The organism is Streptomyces sp. CB02923 (assembly GCF_001905005.1).
Lineage (GTDB): Bacteria > Actinomycetota > Actinomycetes > Streptomycetales > Streptomycetaceae > Streptomyces.
In genome coordinates, this window is record NZ_LWKZ01000024.1 from 135,341 (window position 1) to 149,680 (window position 14,340).

Consider the following 14,340-nt stretch of genomic DNA (forward strand, 5'->3'; position numbering starts at 1 on the left):
CGGACCGGCACGGAAAAGGCCCGTGGCGGCAGTGGTCAACTCCCACCGCCGCCACGGGCCTTCACGCGCCACTTCACCAGCGGCGCGCTCCCCCGTCGGAACCGGCGATGGACCCCCGCCCGGATATGGACCGCCGTACCACCGGAACCACTCCCTCCCGCGCCGGACCGGCCGCCTGCCGGTCACCGTGAGAACCACGCTAGCGGCGACCACTGACAACGGCCCGCGCGCCGGACACGGAGGGACAATGGCCAGATGCCTCACACGTACCTCGCATCACCGTTGTTCGACATCAGCCACGGTCAGGGCCTCCGCCAGTTCGCCGAACTGGCCCTGGCGCTGCTCCTGTCCTCCCTCATCGGGCTGGAACGGCAGGTGCAGCAGAAGAGCGCGGGGCTGCGCACCCACACCCTCGTCGGCGTGGGCAGCGCGCTGTTCATGGAGGTCTCGGTCCACGGCTTCTACGCCCTGCTGGGCACGGACGGGGTCACGCTGGACCCGTCCCGCGTCGCCGCGCAGATCGTCTCGGGCATCGGCTTCATCGGCGGCGGTCTGATCTTCGTGAAGAAGGACGCGGTACGGGGTCTGACGACCGCCGCGACGATCTGGCTGACCTGTGCCATCGGCATGGCCTGCGGCGGCGGCCTGCCCCTGCTGGCCCTCGGCGCGACCCTCGTCCACTTCCTCGTCGTCCGCGGGTTCCCGAAGCTGTTCTCGGGACGGCGGCGCGCGCCGCTCGTCGAGCGCTTCGAACTGCGCCTGAGCTACCGTGCCCAGCACGGTCTGCTGGGCCGGATGCTGGAGATGTGCACCAGCAGCGGCTTCCAGGTGACCGACGTCCAGGTGGAGACGGGGTCGGACGACCAGGTGCCGGCCGAGGTGCTGCTGCGGCTGGAAGGCACCGGCTCGGCACACCCGCTCGTGGAGCGGCTGACGGAGCTGGACGGCGTGCGCGGAGTGTCCATGGGGCGGGAGTCGGACCGTACGGAGTGACAAAGCCGTACGGAGTGCCAGGACCCTAGAGCGCCCAGGCCGTAGAGTGCCAAAGCCGTAGAGTGCCAAGGCCCTACGGAGCGACAGGGCCCTACGGAGCAACGGAGCCGTACGGAGCAACGGGGTCATGCAGAGCGACGGGCGGGAACGGGGAGGCGGCACGGTGAGTTCGATGTGGCAGGACACCGACGCGGGGGTGCTGCGGCTGCCCTCCGGACGCACGGTCCGGGGCCGCGGGCTGCGCCGCCCGCTGCCGCCGGGACCGGCGCCGGACTTCGCCGTGTACCTGCTCGGCAAGGAGCCGCCGGAGGTCTCCTGGGAGGCCCGCTGGCTGCGCTGGCCGGACTTCCGGCTGCCGGTCGACCGCGTCCGGGCGCGTGAACTCTTCCAAGAGGTCCGGGAACGCGCGGCGACGGAACGCGTCGAGGTCGCCTGCGAAGGCGGCCGCGGCCGTACCGGTACGGCCCTCGCCTGCATCGCCGTCCTGGACGGGGTACCGCCCGAAGAGGCGGTGGACTTCGTACGCGGCGGCTACGACCGCCGCGCCGTCGAGACACCCTGGCAGCGGCGCTACGTACGTCGTTTTGGGCACTGACCGCCGGATGCGGCCGCCGTCCCGGCCGCGGTCCCGGTCCCGGTCCCGGAAGGCACCAGGTGGTCGCCCACCGTGTCCCGGTCCAGCAGCCTGGCGAGCCGTACCGGAACGTCGCCGCCCACCAGGACGATGACGACCAGCGTCAGCCCGAAGGTGAGGACGGCCAGCGCCCGGCCCAGCGGCATGCCCTCGGCGAGCCGGGCGCCGAGCACCGGGGCGACCGCCCCGCCGAGCGCGCCGACGTTGTAGACGAAACCGAGCGACGCCGCGCGCGCCGCGGTCGGGAAGTGCCCGGCGATGTACTTGGGCAGGATGCCCGAGATGCCCTGGCCGAGAGCGAGCAGGGCGAAGAGCAGCACGCCCAGGGCGACCAGGCTGTCCTGGACGGCGAACACCGGGAAGACGAACGCGAGGGAGGCCAGCAGCGTCCCCGCGTACGCGCGCCGGGTGCCGAACCGGTCGCCCGCGAAGCCGGCGAGCCAGCAGCCCGCCATCGTGCCGAACCCGGCGTAGAACATCACGTCGGTGACCTGGCCGGGCGAGTACCCCAGCTCGGTCTTGAGGTAGGTGGGCAGCAGCGCCTGGACGGGCCAGCTGTAGAGGAACGCGCAGAACACGGTGACCGTCAGGGACACGTACAGCACCCAGCCGCGCCGGCCGCCGAGCTGGACGGCGAACGCGGTCAGGCAGAGCGCGGCGAGCGCCGCCAGCCAGGGGACGTGTCCCGTACCGGCCGGGGTGAAGACGCAGAAGAGGGCGGCGGACGCGACGGCCGCGAGCACGGTGTTGAGCCGCCGCCTGGCCCGCCCGGCGAACAGCGGCCCGAAGGGGTTGGGGCGCGCTCCGGCGGCCCCCACCTCGGCGCTCCAGTCGTCCGCCTCCGGTAGCGACCTGCGGACCCAGAGCGCGACCAGCACGGGCAGCACCCCGATCCAGAACATCCAGCGCCAGCCCCAGTTCGGCACGACCCACTGGTACAGCTGGGCGGCGAGGACGGTGCCTCCCGCGTAGCCGGATATCAGGAAGCCGGAGGCCCGGTTGCGCAGGGCGGCGGGCCAGCTCTCCAGGACGTACGTGGCGCTGGCGCTGTACTCGCCCGCCATGCCCATGCCGATGACCAGTCGGGCGGCGAACAGGCTGGTGTAGTCCCAGGCGAAGCCGCAGGCGAAGGTGCCCAGCGAGTACAGCAGGATGCTGGCGATCATCGCGGGCCTGCGCCCGTACCGGTCGCCCATCGCGCCGAGGAGCGCCCCGCCGAGCCAGCGGGTGATGAACGCGCCGGAGACCAGGGAGGCCGCGCCGGCCGTGCTCAGGCCGAACGTGTCGGCGATCTCGGTCAGGACCAGGGTGATCAGGACGAAGTCGAAGCCGTCCAGGAGGTAGCCCACCCAGGCGGCGAACATCGACTTCCACTGGCGGGGCGACACCTGCCGGTACCAGGGCGGGCGCCGGTCCCGGCGCCCGGGGGCCTGCGCCGGGCGCGCCCTCACAGCAGCCCGGCTTCCTCCAGGCACCGCCGGACCGTGCCGACCGCTGCCTCGTCCAGCGGGAGCTGCGGCGGCGCGGTGGCCGGGCAGTCGATGACGCCGAGGAGGTGCAGGGCCGCCTTGAAGGCGCCGAGCGCGGAGGAGTTGCGGCCCATCACCGCCGCGTCGCCCGCGTCGGTGAGGGAGAAGAGGGCGGCGAGCCGGTCCTGTTCGGCGGCGGCCTCGCGCCAGCGGCCCGCGGTGGCGTGCTCGTAGAGGCGTACGTAGCCGTGCGGGTCGACGTTGCCGAGGCCGGGGACGACTCCGTGGGCGCCCGCCAGCAGGGCGCCGTCCACGGTCAGTTCCGACCCGGTGAGCACGGAGAAGTCCGGTGCCTGCGCACGCACCCGCACCAGGAGGCGCCGTAGTGCCCCGTCCTCGCCGCTGCTGTCCTTGAGGCCGGCCAGCACACCGTCCCGGGCGAGTGTGAGCACCGTGTCGAGCGGCAGTTTGGTGTGCACGGCCATCGGGATGTCGTACGCGAACAGCGGCAGGCCGGCGCCGTCGCGTACGCGACGGAAGTGACCGGCGATCTCGGCGGGGTGGGTGCGCGTGTAGAAGGGCGCGGTGGCCACGACCGCGTCGGCGCCCAGGCTCCGGGCCTGCCGGGCCTGTTCGAGTACGCGCGGCGTGGTCATGTCGATGGCGCCGGCGAGTACGGGCAGCCGTCCCCCGGCCGCCTCGACCACCGTCTCGACGACGGTGCGGCGCTGCGCGTCGGTCAGGAAGGCGGCCTCGCCGCTGGAGCCGAGGACGAAGAGCCCGCTCGCCCCGGCGCCGGCGAGCCGGGCGGCGAGCGCGGCCAGCGAGCGGGTGTCGACCCGGCCGTCAGGGGTCAGCGGGGTGCACAGGGGTGGGACGACGCCGGTGAGCGGCGCGGGAGGACGCATGGGTGATCAGCCTTCTGCTCGTGCCGTGTGCCTGCGTCGTGGACGCGCCGGGTACGTCCCCGCACGGGCACGGTCATACACATTCCGGACGTCGGACGTCCTGTGTCGGCGGACGTGCGGGTGAATGTGGACCAGCCGTCCGGGCGTGTCAAGACCGCGTGCCACGGCCCCTTCGTTGACGGAACGTCAACCGCTGCCTAGCGTGACGCCGGACCGGCCGGCGCCACGGCCGGGAACCGAGGCGGAGGCAGGCGTGACGGCACGGCAGGACACCGCAGCACGAGCCCACGACGTGGTCCTCTTCGGCGCCACCGGATTCGTGGGGCAGCTGACCGCCGCGTACCTGGCCCGGAACGCTCCCGCGGACTGCCGCTGGGCGCTGGCCGGCCGCGACCGCGCGAAGCTCGCCCGGCTGCGGGACCGCCTGGCCGCGATCGACCCGGCGTGCTCCGGCCTCCCCCTGCTGTGCGCCGACACCGAGGACCCCGGCTCGCTGCGCGCGCTCGCCGCGAGCACCCGCGTGCTCGCCACGACCGTCGGCCCGTACCTCACTTACGGGGACCCGCTGGTCGCCGCCTGCGCCGAGGCGGGTACGGACTACGCCGACCTGACCGGCGAGGCCGAGTTCGTCGACCGGACGTATGTGCGCTACGACGCGGCGGCGCGTGCGTCGGGCGCCCGCATCGTGCACGCCTGCGGCTTCGACTGCGTACCGCCGGACCTCGGCGTGCGTTTCACGGTCGGCCTGCTGCCGTCCGGTGTGCCGCTGCGCGTCGACGGCTTCGTACGGAGCAACGCCGCCGTCTCCGGCGGCACACTGGCCTCCGCGCTGACGGTGGCCTCGCGTCCGCTGGGCATGGTGCGCGCCGCCCGCGACCGGCAGCGCCTGGAGGCGCGGCCGGCGGGCCGTACGGTACGGGCCCCGCTCGGACGGCCGTACCGCAACGGCGCCGTACGGGCCTGGGCCGTGCCGCTGCCGACGCTGGACCCGCAGGTGGTCGCCCGCTCGGCGGCCGGACTGGAGCAGTACGGGCCCGACTTCCGGTACCGGCACTTCGCCGCCGTCAAGTGGCTGCCGGTCGCCGTGGGCGGCGCGCTGGGCGCGGGCGCCGCCTGCGCGGTCGCGCAGCTGCCGCCCGCACGCCGTTGGCTGTCGGGGCGCCTGGCACCGGGCGCGGGGCCGGACGAGGAGCGGCGGGCGCGCAGCTGGTTCTCCCTGCGGTTCGTCGGCGAGGGCGGTGGCCGGCGCGTCCTGACGGAGGTCGCGGGCGGCGACCCGGGCTACGACGAGACGGCGAAGATCCTCGCGGAGTCGGCGCTGAGCCTGGCCTTCGACGACCTGCCCGCGACGTCCGGCCAGGTGACCACGGCGGTCGCGATGGGCGACGCGCTCACCGGGCGGCTCCGGCGGGCGGGCATCACGTTCCGGGTGGTCGCCGAATCCGCGTCGCCTTCGGGGCGTACGGCCCCGTGATCCGACCGGGCGCCGTGATCCGTCCGGGCGCCGGGCCGTCAGTCGGCGCGTGCCTGTGCCAGGGCGCGCCGGCACAGCGCGTCGGCGGCCCGGGTCGTCTCCGGGATGCGGTACGCGGGCGTCAGATGGAGGGTGTGCGCGCAGGCCCGGTCGAGGTCGATGCGGTGGCCCACCGACACGAAGACCGGCTTCACGTCCTGCTGCGTGCGCAACACCCGCCCGACCACCTCGTCGCGGCCGTCGGCGGTGCCGTCCAGCAGCGGTGAGGACTCGCCGCGTTCCCCGCCGGGCAGTGCGTACCGCGAGGTGAAAGGGTTCTTGGCGACGCCGATGGTGGGCAGGCCGGTGAGTACGCCGAGGTGGCTGGCGAGGCCGAAGCGGCGCGGGTGCGCGAGCCCGTAGCCGTCGCAGACCACCAGGTCCGGCGTGCGGCCGAGGCGGCCCAGGGCGTCCACCACGGTGGGGATCTCCCGGAAGGCCAGCAGCCCCGGCACGTACGGGAAGGAGACCCGGCCGACGGCGGTGGCCTCCTCCACGACCGCGAGCGTGACGGCGTCCATGGCGACGGCTGCCGCGGCCACCAGGTCGCGCTCGTCGTCGTAGGCGACGTCCACCCCGACGACCGTCCCGGCGGAACCCGGCTCGGGCCCGGACTGCTCCCGCCGTACGTGAGCGCGCAGCCGGTCCTGGGCCGCCAGCGCCCCGGCCTCGTCGGTGGGCCAGTGGGCCAGTTCGTCATCGAGGGAGATCGCGGCGTCGTTCGTCATGGTGGGACCACGGTATCGAACGGGCGGCCGGGTAAACCGCTGTGAGCTGCGGCAGCCGTGTGTGATGATGCGCGCGCGACGCGCGTTCCGGCTGCGGCCGGTGCCGCGCGCCGCGGAGCCCTGTCCGTGCGGGCGAAGAAGCACGTGTGATGCGGGAGTGGAATGTTCGCGATATCGCTGGGTGACGACGGTGCCGAACTGCGGCCCCTGGAGCCCCACCACTCCGAGGAGTACCTGGCGCACATGGAGCGCGGCCGGGAGTACATCGGCCGCTTCATCGGGCTGGCCGACATGTGCACCGACCTCCCCTCGTCCCGGGCGTTCCTGCAGTCGTACGCGGACAAGGCGGCGGCCGACAGCGGGCGGCTGTACGGGATCTGGACGGACGGCACGCTCGTCGGCGGCGTCCTGTTCCGCACCTTCGACGCCGCCGCGGGGACCTGCGAGGTCGGCTGCTGGCTGGAGGAGACGGCCGTCGGGCGCGGGCTCGTGACGCGGGCGATCCGGGTGATCGTCGACTGGGCGGTCGAGGAGCGCGGCATCCACCGCGTGGAGTGGTGGGCGTCCGCCGGGAACACCGCGAGCACCAAGCTGGCCGAGCGGCTCGGGCTGGTACGCGACGGGGTCCTGCGGGAGTTCCACCTGCACGGCGGCGTACGCCACGACACGGAGATCTGGTCGGTGCTGGCCCCGGAGTGGCGTGCGCAGCGGGCGGGTGGGCGGTGAGCCGAGGGCGTGCTCGGGAGACCGGTGACCTGTAGGCCGCCCGGCAGGCCGGTGACCTGTAGGCCGCCCGGCAGGCCGGTGGCCTGTGGGCGTGCTTGGGCGTGCTTGGGCGTGGCCCGGCGGAGCCGTCACGCGGGGGGCGGCGCCGACCGGGGCAGGTCCTCCAGGAGGGTGCCGAGCGCGCCGGTGACCAGCGCGCACACGGTGTCCGGGTCGGCGTCGGCCAGCGGCTGCTTGCCGACGACCACCCGCATCAGGCCGACGCCGAGCATCCACGACAGGGCGAGATCGGCACGCAGCCCGCGGTCGTCGGCGGTGCTGAGGGTGGCGAGCACCCGCGCGTAGCCGTCGCTCATCTCCCGTACGGCGGTGGTGATCTCCTCGCTGTCGCCGATCGAGCGCAGGAAGGTCTCCAGGGCTCGGCTCTCCGGGTCCTCGCCGCGGTGGCGGAGCATGCCGCGCAGCGCCGCCTCGAACAGCTCGCCGGGCGGTGTGCTGTGCAGCTGCGCCTGGCCATCGAGCGCCACCACCTCGCCGAACAGAGCCTTCTTCGACCCGAAGTAGCGGAAGAGGAGGGCCTGGTTGACTCCGGCCCGCTCCGCGATGTCGCGTACGGTCGCCCGTTCGTAGCCCCGTTCGGCGAACAGCGCGGCCGCCGCCTCCAGGAGCAGCTGCCGGGTGCCCTGTGCCCCGCGGCGCCGGGCCGCGCCGCCCGTCTCCGGCACCGGTCCGGGCACGTCCGGTACGCGTTCCGTACCGATGTCCGGCCCGGCCACCGGCTCGTTCTCGTCCACCCGCGTACTCCTCTCGTCCCTCGCCGGGCCCGGCACGGCCCGACGCGCCGTCAACACGAAGATCGTGCAGGGCCGTTGACCGTACCAAGAACACCCCTCTACTTTGTAAGCAGCTGCTTACACGAGGGAGGCCCCCGGTGACCACGACCGACACGATGCCCCTTGCCTACCCGTTCAACGACCCCGAAGGACTGGCTCTCTCCGAGACCTACGAACAGATCCGCGACCGGCCCGGCCTGCTGCGGGTACAGATGGCGTACGGCGAACCGGCCTGGCTCGCCACCCGCTACGCCGACGCGCGGCTGGTCCTCGGCGACCGGCGCTTCAGCCGCGCGGAAGGGCTCGACCGCGACGAACCGCGCCAGTCCGAAGGCCGGCTCGACAGCGGGATCCTGAGCATGGACCCGCCCCACCACACCCGGCTGCGCACCCTCGTGGCCAAGGCGTTCACCGTTCACCAGGTGGAGAAGCTGCGGCCGTGGGTGCGCGAGCTGACGCACGCGCTGGCCGACGAGCTGGAGGCCGCGGGCCCGCCCGTCGACCTCGTGGACCGCTACGCCCTGCCCATTCCGGTCGCGGTCATCTGCCAGCTGCTCGGCGTACCCGAGGAGGACCGGCCCAAGTTCCGCGCATGGAGCGACGCGGCACTGTCCACCAGCTCCCTGACGGCCGAGGAGTTCGACGCCAACCGCGACGAACTGCGCGCCTACATGGCAAAGTTGGTCGAGGATCACCGCGCGACACCCCGGGACGACATCATGACCGGGCTGATCGAGGCCCGGGACGTCAACGACCGGCTGACCGAGCTGGAACTGATCGACCTGTGCATCGGCATCCTGGTCGCCGGGCACGAGACCACGGCCACCCAGATCCCCAACTTCGTCCTGTCCCTGCTGGACCACCCCGGCGAGCTGGAACGGCTGCGCGCGGAGCCCACACTCGTCAAGAGCGCCGTCGAGGAGCTGCTGCGCTTCGTACCGCTGGGCAGCGGCGCCAGCTTCGCCCGCTACGCCACCGAGGACATCGAGGTGGGCGGCACGCTCGTCCGGGCGGGTGAACCGGTCGTGGTCGCCGTGGGCGCGGCCAACCGCGACGCGCTGCGCTTCGACGAACCGGGCGCCCTCAACATCGCCCGCGACGGCAACCAGCACCTCGGCTTCGGTCACGGTGTGCACCACTGCCTCGGCGCGCCGCTGGCCCGGCTGGAGCTCCAGGAGGCGCTGACCGTCCTGATCACCCGCTTCCCCGGGCTGCACGTCGCCGGGGACGTGGTGTGGAAGAACCAGATGCTGGTCCGCGGCCCGCGCGTGCTGCCGGTGGGGTGGTGAGCCGATGACCTGGAAGGCCGCGATCGACGGACAACAGTGCATGGCGTCCGGCATGTGCGCCGGCATCGCCCCGGACCTCTTCGTCCTGGACGGGCCGTACGCCCGGCCGCTGCACGAGGAGATCCCCGAGGAGGAGAGCGCACTGGACGCGGCGGACTCCTGTCCGGCCATGGCGATCCTGATCCGGGAGGGCGAGACGGTCGTCGGGCCTCGGCCGTGAGGGCGTGTCGGTGAGGGGGTGTCGGTGACGGGGCGTCGGTGAGGGCGCTTCGGTGGCGGCGGGGCGGTGACGGCGGGTCGGTGCGGGTGTGCTGGTGGCGGCGGGTCGGTGCGGGCCTGCTGGTGACGGGGTGTCGATGTGGGCGTGTCGGTGGCGGTCTGCCGGTGCGTGCCTGCTGGTGACGGCGTGTCGTTACGGGCGTGTCGGTGACGGCGTGTTCTCCGGCCCGCCCGGCCCACCGAACGGCCTACACCGGCGCGGCCGCCCCTCACCCGTCTGTCCCTGACCGGCGCGGACAAATCGCCGACCGCGTGTCGGCGCAGTGACCTGCCGCGACGCCGCCCGGCGGGAAACGACACGCCGGAGGGCGGCACCCTACCTGACGGGCCCTCACCGGGCGGGGACGGCGCGCCGAGGCTTATCTCAAATGCGTCAGCGCGGATCCATCCGATCTGCCGCGGCGCACCCGCGCCGCCTCCGCGCTGCCGGAGGATCACCCATGCGTTCCACTCGCGTCATCGCAGCATCGGGTCTCACCATCGCCGCCCTGGGCCTGTCGGCCGGCGCGGCGTTCGCCAAGCCCGTGGCCACCACCAGCCCGAAGCTGGTCGGCCCCGGCGGGGCCGTCACCGTCACCGTCACCTGCGACACCGGCAAGGCCGGCCGGATCGCCGCCTCCTCACAGGGCTTCCGCAGCGGCACCATCTGGCTGCACCGCACCCATAAGCATGGCAAGACCTACCGCGGGACCGCCCGGGTGGCGTCCCAGCTCTCCGGCGGCCCCAACCATCTCGGCCGCTACGCGTCCTGGGGCGTGAACGGCGACTGCCCCGACGGCAAGCAGTGGTTCACGACCTTCAAGACCGACGCCAAGCAGCCGCACGGCAAGGTGCACACCGGTGTCGGCAGCACCAGCCAGGACTCCAACACGACGGAGATCGTCGCGGGTGCCGCGGTCCTGGCCACGGCCGCGGTCGGCGGCACCTACTTCCTGCGCCGCCGCCAGAACGACCAGTCCTGACGCCACGGGCCACCCATTCCGCGGCGCACCGGGCCGCTGTGCCCCGCCGGGCCCCACCTCCCGGCCCGGCGGGGCACAGCGACTGCATACCATGGCACGCATGTTCGTACTGGAGCTGACCTATACCGCGCCGATGGAGCGCGTCGACGCCGCACTGGCCGACCACGTGGACTGGCTCAAGAAGCACTACGCGGCCGGCCACTTCCTCGCCGCCGGGCGCAAGGTGCCGCGCGACGGCGGCGTCATCCTCGCGTCCGTCACGGACCGGGCGACGGCCGAGCGGATCATCGCCGAGGACCCCTTCACGGTCGCGGGCGTCTGCGACTACCGGATCACCGAATTCGTGGCGACCACGACGGCGCCGGGGCTGGAGCCCTACAAGGAACAGCTGCCTCCTTCCTGAGCGGCCGCCCGGAACGCCGCCGTGCCTGCCGGAGCGGCCCGCTCCATGGATCAGCCGCGGCCGAGAAGCTCCCCGATCTCCTCGTGCAGCCCGGTCGGCACCTCGGTACCCCACCGTGCCGCTGCCTGGCCGGTCAGCTCCCGGCTCCACTGCCAGCCGGCCCGCGCCGCCGCCCGTACGGCCGGGAGCACGGCGGGAGCGGTGGTCGCGGTGTAACGGTCGCGGTCGCCGACGGGCAGGTCCTGCTCCAGGGCGCGGCTGGGAGTGAGCCAGTGTGTGGTGGCCCCGCGCAGCAGCCGGCACAGCTGGAGCTGTAGCGGGGCGACGACCGAGTGCAGCAGCGCGTGTGCGCGGGCCGTTTCACCGCGGCTCAGGACGTGGGCGAGCATCAGCGTCCAGTTGGTGAGCTCGTGGGTGAGCTGCTGAGCGGTCGGGCCCGGCTCCGGCGGGCACGGGTCGGCGAGGCGGCGGGCCGCGGCGGTCAGCCGTCCGCCGCGGTCCAGCAGGACGGCGGCCCCGGGGTCCGGCAGGTGCACCATGCCACGCCAGGTGGGCACCTCGTCGATGCCCGGCCCGGCGGCCACGACGTGGAACTCGCCGCGCATCAGGTCGTCGAAGACGACGGCCAGGATGCCGTACATGTTGGTGTACGCCAGCTTCAGCGGGGCGATGCGGCCGACGAACTCCCGGCCGTCGAAGGTGTCGGCATGCGCGTCACGGACGTACAGGTACGCCTCGATGTCGGAGTGGGCGTCGGCCTCGCCGAGGGTCCACGAGCCGTAGAGCAGCACCCCCTCCAGCCGGGGCTCGGCCTCGGCCAGCTCGCGCAGGCGCGTGACGCGGCGGTCGAGGGCGGGGCAGGACGAGGCAGGCATGTCGGGCATGGGCGGGGTCTCCTGCATGAACGCATCGTAGGGACCGTGACCGGGGCCGGACCAGCGATTTCGGCACGAGGCAGGGCGGCACGAGGCAGGGCGGCACGAGGCGCAGCGCGGCACGAGGCGCAGGGGTGCACGAGGCGCAGGGGTGCACGAGGCGCAGGGGTGTGAACGGGCGTGAAAGATTGCGGAAGGGCACGTAGGGGCGCGTAGGGCGCGGCTTTCACCACTGGATGCCTCCGCGCTCCGGCGCACCTGGCCAACAGCCCCCTGGCAGCCACGCCCCGTCCCGACCACCCTGCGAACATGGGGGACATTTCCGAACCGCGCACCTGCCGAGGCTGCCGCGCCGTTGACGACAGCACCACCTGGCGGGGACACCCGTTCGGCGCACTGTGCGGCACCTGCTGGACCCGGACCGCGGCCGGCATCGACCACGAACAGGCCGAAGCCGAAGGTTCCGACGCCCCCGCGCCTCCTGCGCCGCCGGCCTGCCGGGCGTGCGGGCGTGAACAGGACCGGTTCCCGACCGGATACGGCCACTGGGTCCTCCTCGAACCCGAGGTCCAGCCGGCCGCGCTCGACGTACCCGAAGGGCACCGCTGGGTCATCGGCCACGACGGTTGCGCCGTCAACCGGGTCGGCGGCTCTCCGCCGCCGTGCTGCCGCATCGCCCACCGCCCCGTCTGCGCCAGAAGCCCACGGCCCGCGGAACTGCCCCGGATCTTCCTCGCGGTGTGGGAACTGAACGCCGGCTACGAGCGCCGCGTCCGCGGACGGGACGCGCCGCCCTCAACCGAGACACCGCCCTTCACCGGCGAGGCGGACGACCGGGCGGGCGACCGGCCTGGCCGCATGCCGCACAATCCGCCCGCGTGCCCCTGGTGAACAGCTGGTAGGTGTGGTCGGCGGCGTCGTACACCACCCACGCCCGCATCCCGCCCAGCCGCAGCCCGAACGCCAGATCCGTCAGCCCCGCCAGGGCCTCCGGATCATCCGCCGGCCACTTGCACGACCACGCCTCGGCCGCCATCTCCCACCCCGCACTCTGCCGGGCACCACGTAATGGAGCACCGCCGCTTCCTCCCTGGAGGGTCATGACCCCGGAAGGTCACGAACCCGGAGGATCACGAACTCCATCACGGCGTCGACGGGGCCGGGCCCTGTTCACCGGTTCCCGCCGCGCCGCATCCGCGCATGCGGTACAGACCGGCACGCCACCACGGTGGCACCCGGCAGCCGCCGCCCCGTGCCGTGCCGTTACGGGGCCGGGGTCGGCCAGCGGCCCCCGTTGAGCCAGAAGCCCTGGATCTCTTCGAGCTGCCGGCCCTTGGTCTCCGGGGCGGTGAACGCGGCGAAGACCAGCGCGCCGAGCGCGAGGACGCCGAGACCCGCGAAGGTCGTGGCGGCGCCCGCCCAGGACATCAGGGACGGGAAGAACTGTGCGATGAGGAGGTTGGCGACGAGATCGGCCGTCAGTATCGCCGACGCGCCGGTGGAGCGCAGCCGGGCGGGGAACGCCTCACTGGCGTACACCCAGATCAGCGAGCCGAAGCCGAAGTTGAAGGCGGCGGTGAAGAGCAGGATGGCGCCGAAGCCGATCCACGTCCCGGCGCCTTGCGGGTCCCCGAAACCGAACACGGCGGTCAGCACGCCGAGCATGACCGTCATCGTCGCGATGCCGGAGAGCAGGACGACACGGCGGCCGAGCCGGTCGATGATCAGGATGGCGAGGACCGTCGCGGCCAGTGAGGCCAGTTGCACGAAGGACGGCAGCAGGAAGTTCTGCCCGTCGCCGGTGAAGCCCATCTCCTCGAAGATCTGCGGGCTGTAGTACGTCACCGCGTTGATGCCGGTGATCTGGCAGAAGAAGCCGAGCCCGACGACGAAGACCGTGGCGCGGGCGTACGGCTTGTGCAGCAGCGAGCGCAGCGAACCGCCGCTCTCCTCCGCCAGTGCGGCACGGACCGCCTCGGTCTCCGCGCGGGCGTCGACGTCGGGGTCGGTCAGCGCCATGACCTCCACGGCCTTCTCGGTCCGGCCCTTGAGGACGTACCAGCGGGGCGTGTCGGGAAGCCGGAACAGCGGGATCAGCACGAGAGCGGCGGGGATCGCGGCCAGGCCGAGCATCAGCCGCCAGTGGCCGCCGTCGGACAGTCCCCAGTTCACGAAGTACGTCAGGGCGATGCCGAAGACCGTGGCGACCTGGTACGCGGCCACGGAGGCGCCACGGATGCGCGCCGGTGTCGACTCGGCGATGTACAGCGGGGCCGCCACGATCGAGATGCCGATGGCGACGCCGAGCAGGAACCGCACCGCGTCCAGGACGACGACGTTCGGAGCGAGGGCGGAGAGCGCCACGAAGACCGTGTACGACCCCGCGACGATCAGCATGGCTGCCTTGCGGCCCAGCGCGTCGGCCAGCTTGCCGCCGATCAGCGCCCCCACGATCGAACCGAACACCAGAATGCTGTTGACCAGGCCCTTCTCGGTGTCGCTGAGGTGGAAGTCCTTGCTCAGGAACACCAGAGCGCCGGAGATGCTGCCCGTGTCGTAGCCGTAGATGACGCCGACGACGGCTCCGGTGAGGGCGAAGAGCCGGCCGGTGCGGCGGGGCGGCTGGCCCGGCGGCGATGACGGTGACTGCGTGGAGCGCGTTGCAACGGACATGGGGAGTCCTTTGTGACGACTGTCGGCGGATCGGCCTTGCTGCGTGTCGGTCACT

15 protein-coding genes are annotated in these 14,340 nt (G+C 73.2%); 9 read left to right on the forward strand and 6 right to left on the reverse strand.

Annotated elements, in window-relative coordinates; all coding sequences use genetic code 11:
- Nucleotides 1–255: 255 nt before the first annotated feature.
- Nucleotides 256–993: an MgtC/SapB family protein gene (locus A6A06_RS24025; protein ID WP_073763427.1), complete on the forward strand. Its 738-nt coding sequence runs from the start codon at nt 256–258 to the stop codon at nt 991–993.
- 172 nt (nt 994–1,165) lie between these two features.
- On the forward strand, nt 1,166–1,588 hold the full coding sequence (locus A6A06_RS24030; protein WP_073764486.1) for a protein-tyrosine phosphatase family protein: 423 nt from the start codon (nt 1,166–1,168) through the stop codon (nt 1,586–1,588).
- On the opposite strand, the gene A6A06_RS24035 is transcribed toward A6A06_RS24030, so the two are convergent.
- Together A6A06_RS24035 and A6A06_RS24040 are read right to left on the reverse strand one after the other, a co-directional pair.
- Nucleotides 1,564–3,078, reverse strand: a complete 1,515-nt coding sequence (locus A6A06_RS24035) for a sialate:H+ symport family MFS transporter (RefSeq protein WP_073763428.1) — start codon at nt 3,076–3,078, stop codon at nt 1,564–1,566. The two genes, A6A06_RS24030 and A6A06_RS24035, sit on opposite strands and share 25 nt — an antisense overlap.
- Complete coding sequence (locus tag A6A06_RS24040) at nt 3,075–4,004, reverse strand: dihydrodipicolinate synthase family protein (RefSeq protein WP_073763429.1); 930 nt, start codon at nt 4,002–4,004, stop codon at nt 3,075–3,077. Before A6A06_RS24040 ends, A6A06_RS24035 begins: the two co-directional genes overlap by 4 nt.
- A gap of 253 nt (nt 4,005–4,257) precedes the next feature.
- Here A6A06_RS24040 and A6A06_RS24045 point away from each other — a divergent pair, with 253 nt between their 5' ends.
- Nucleotides 4,258–5,478 (forward strand): saccharopine dehydrogenase family protein, encoded by a 1,221-nt coding sequence (locus A6A06_RS24045; protein WP_073763430.1) that lies wholly within the window; start codon nt 4,258–4,260, stop codon nt 5,476–5,478.
- A 38-nt stretch (nt 5,479–5,516) separates the two neighbouring features.
- On the opposite strand, the gene A6A06_RS24050 is transcribed toward A6A06_RS24045, so the two are convergent.
- On the reverse strand, nt 5,517–6,245 hold the full coding sequence (locus A6A06_RS24050) for an endonuclease V (protein WP_073763431.1): 729 nt from the start codon (nt 6,243–6,245) through the stop codon (nt 5,517–5,519).
- A 162-nt stretch (nt 6,246–6,407) separates the two neighbouring features.
- Between A6A06_RS24050 and A6A06_RS24055 the strand changes: the two genes are divergently transcribed.
- On the forward strand, nt 6,408–6,971 hold the full coding sequence (locus A6A06_RS24055) for a GNAT family N-acetyltransferase (RefSeq protein ID WP_073763432.1): 564 nt from the start codon (nt 6,408–6,410) through the stop codon (nt 6,969–6,971).
- Between the two features lie 128 nt (nt 6,972–7,099).
- Here A6A06_RS24055 and A6A06_RS24060 read toward each other — a convergent pair whose 3' ends face one another.
- On the reverse strand, nt 7,100–7,765 hold the full coding sequence (locus A6A06_RS24060) for a TetR family transcriptional regulator (RefSeq protein ID WP_443333774.1): 666 nt from the start codon (nt 7,763–7,765) through the stop codon (nt 7,100–7,102).
- A 137-nt stretch (nt 7,766–7,902) separates the two neighbouring features.
- Here A6A06_RS24060 and A6A06_RS24065 point away from each other — a divergent pair, with 137 nt between their 5' ends.
- The 4 genes from A6A06_RS24065 (at nt 7,903) to A6A06_RS24080 (ending at nt 10,737) form a co-directional block, all read left to right on the forward strand.
- A complete protein-coding gene (locus tag A6A06_RS24065; protein ID WP_199931119.1) occupies nt 7,903–9,093 on the forward strand; it encodes a cytochrome P450 in 1,191 nt (396 codons plus the stop codon).
- 4 nt (nt 9,094–9,097) lie between these two features.
- A complete protein-coding gene (locus A6A06_RS24070; protein ID WP_073763433.1) occupies nt 9,098–9,313 on the forward strand; it encodes a ferredoxin in 216 nt (71 codons plus the stop codon).
- A gap of 499 nt (nt 9,314–9,812) precedes the next feature.
- On the forward strand, nt 9,813–10,334 hold the full coding sequence (locus tag A6A06_RS24075) for a hypothetical protein (protein WP_073763434.1): 522 nt from the start codon (nt 9,813–9,815) through the stop codon (nt 10,332–10,334).
- A 100-nt stretch (nt 10,335–10,434) separates the two neighbouring features.
- The gene (locus tag A6A06_RS24080; RefSeq protein WP_073764492.1) at nt 10,435–10,737 is read left to right on the forward strand and encodes a YciI family protein; all 303 of its coding nucleotides are present in this window, start codon (nt 10,435–10,437) and stop codon (nt 10,735–10,737) included.
- Nucleotides 10,738–10,787: 50 nt separating this feature from the next.
- Here the strand turns inward: A6A06_RS24080 and A6A06_RS24085 are convergent, their stop codons facing one another.
- Nucleotides 10,788–11,621, reverse strand: coding sequence for a DNA polymerase subunit beta (locus tag A6A06_RS24085; RefSeq protein WP_073763435.1), 834 nt, complete (start codon nt 11,619–11,621; stop codon nt 10,788–10,790).
- A 300-nt stretch (nt 11,622–11,921) separates the two neighbouring features.
- Between A6A06_RS24085 and A6A06_RS24090 the strand changes: the two genes are divergently transcribed.
- The gene (locus tag A6A06_RS24090; protein WP_073763436.1) at nt 11,922–12,503 is read left to right on the forward strand and encodes a DUF6083 domain-containing protein; all 582 of its coding nucleotides are present in this window, start codon (nt 11,922–11,924) and stop codon (nt 12,501–12,503) included.
- 372 nt (nt 12,504–12,875) lie between these two features.
- Here the strand turns inward: A6A06_RS24090 and A6A06_RS24095 are convergent, their stop codons facing one another.
- Entirely contained in the window at nt 12,876–14,285 is a 1,410-nt protein-coding gene (locus A6A06_RS24095) for a sugar porter family MFS transporter (RefSeq protein WP_073763437.1), read from the reverse strand.
- Nucleotides 14,286–14,340: the final 55 nt, after the last annotated feature.

Excerpts from the sequence above, each read along its gene's own strand:
- A6A06_RS24055 (WP_073763432.1), top strand. The coding sequence starts at position 6,408 with ATGTTCGCGATATCGCTGGGTGACGACGGTGCCGAACTGCGGCCCCTG.
- A6A06_RS24095 (WP_073763437.1), bottom strand. The coding sequence starts at position 14,285 with ATGTCCGTTGCAACGCGCTCCACGCAGTCACCGTCATCGCCGCCGGGC.
- A6A06_RS24070 (WP_073763433.1), top strand. The coding sequence starts at position 9,098 with ATGACCTGGAAGGCCGCGATCGACGGACAACAGTGCATGGCGTCCGGC.
- A6A06_RS24040 (WP_073763429.1), bottom strand. The coding sequence starts at position 4,004 with ATGCGTCCTCCCGCGCCGCTCACCGGCGTCGTCCCACCCCTGTGCACC.
- A6A06_RS24085 (WP_073763435.1), bottom strand. The coding sequence starts at position 11,621 with ATGCCCGACATGCCTGCCTCGTCCTGCCCCGCCCTCGACCGCCGCGTC.
- A6A06_RS24080 (WP_073764492.1), top strand. The coding sequence starts at position 10,435 with ATGTTCGTACTGGAGCTGACCTATACCGCGCCGATGGAGCGCGTCGAC.
- A6A06_RS24025 (WP_073763427.1), top strand. The coding sequence starts at position 256 with ATGCCTCACACGTACCTCGCATCACCGTTGTTCGACATCAGCCACGGT.
- A6A06_RS24030 (WP_073764486.1), top strand. The coding sequence starts at position 1,166 with ATGTGGCAGGACACCGACGCGGGGGTGCTGCGGCTGCCCTCCGGACGC.
- A6A06_RS24050 (WP_073763431.1), bottom strand. The coding sequence starts at position 6,245 with ATGACGAACGACGCCGCGATCTCCCTCGATGACGAACTGGCCCACTGG.
- A6A06_RS24090 (WP_073763436.1), top strand. The coding sequence starts at position 11,922 with ATGGGGGACATTTCCGAACCGCGCACCTGCCGAGGCTGCCGCGCCGTT.
- A6A06_RS24075 (WP_073763434.1), top strand. The coding sequence starts at position 9,813 with ATGCGTTCCACTCGCGTCATCGCAGCATCGGGTCTCACCATCGCCGCC.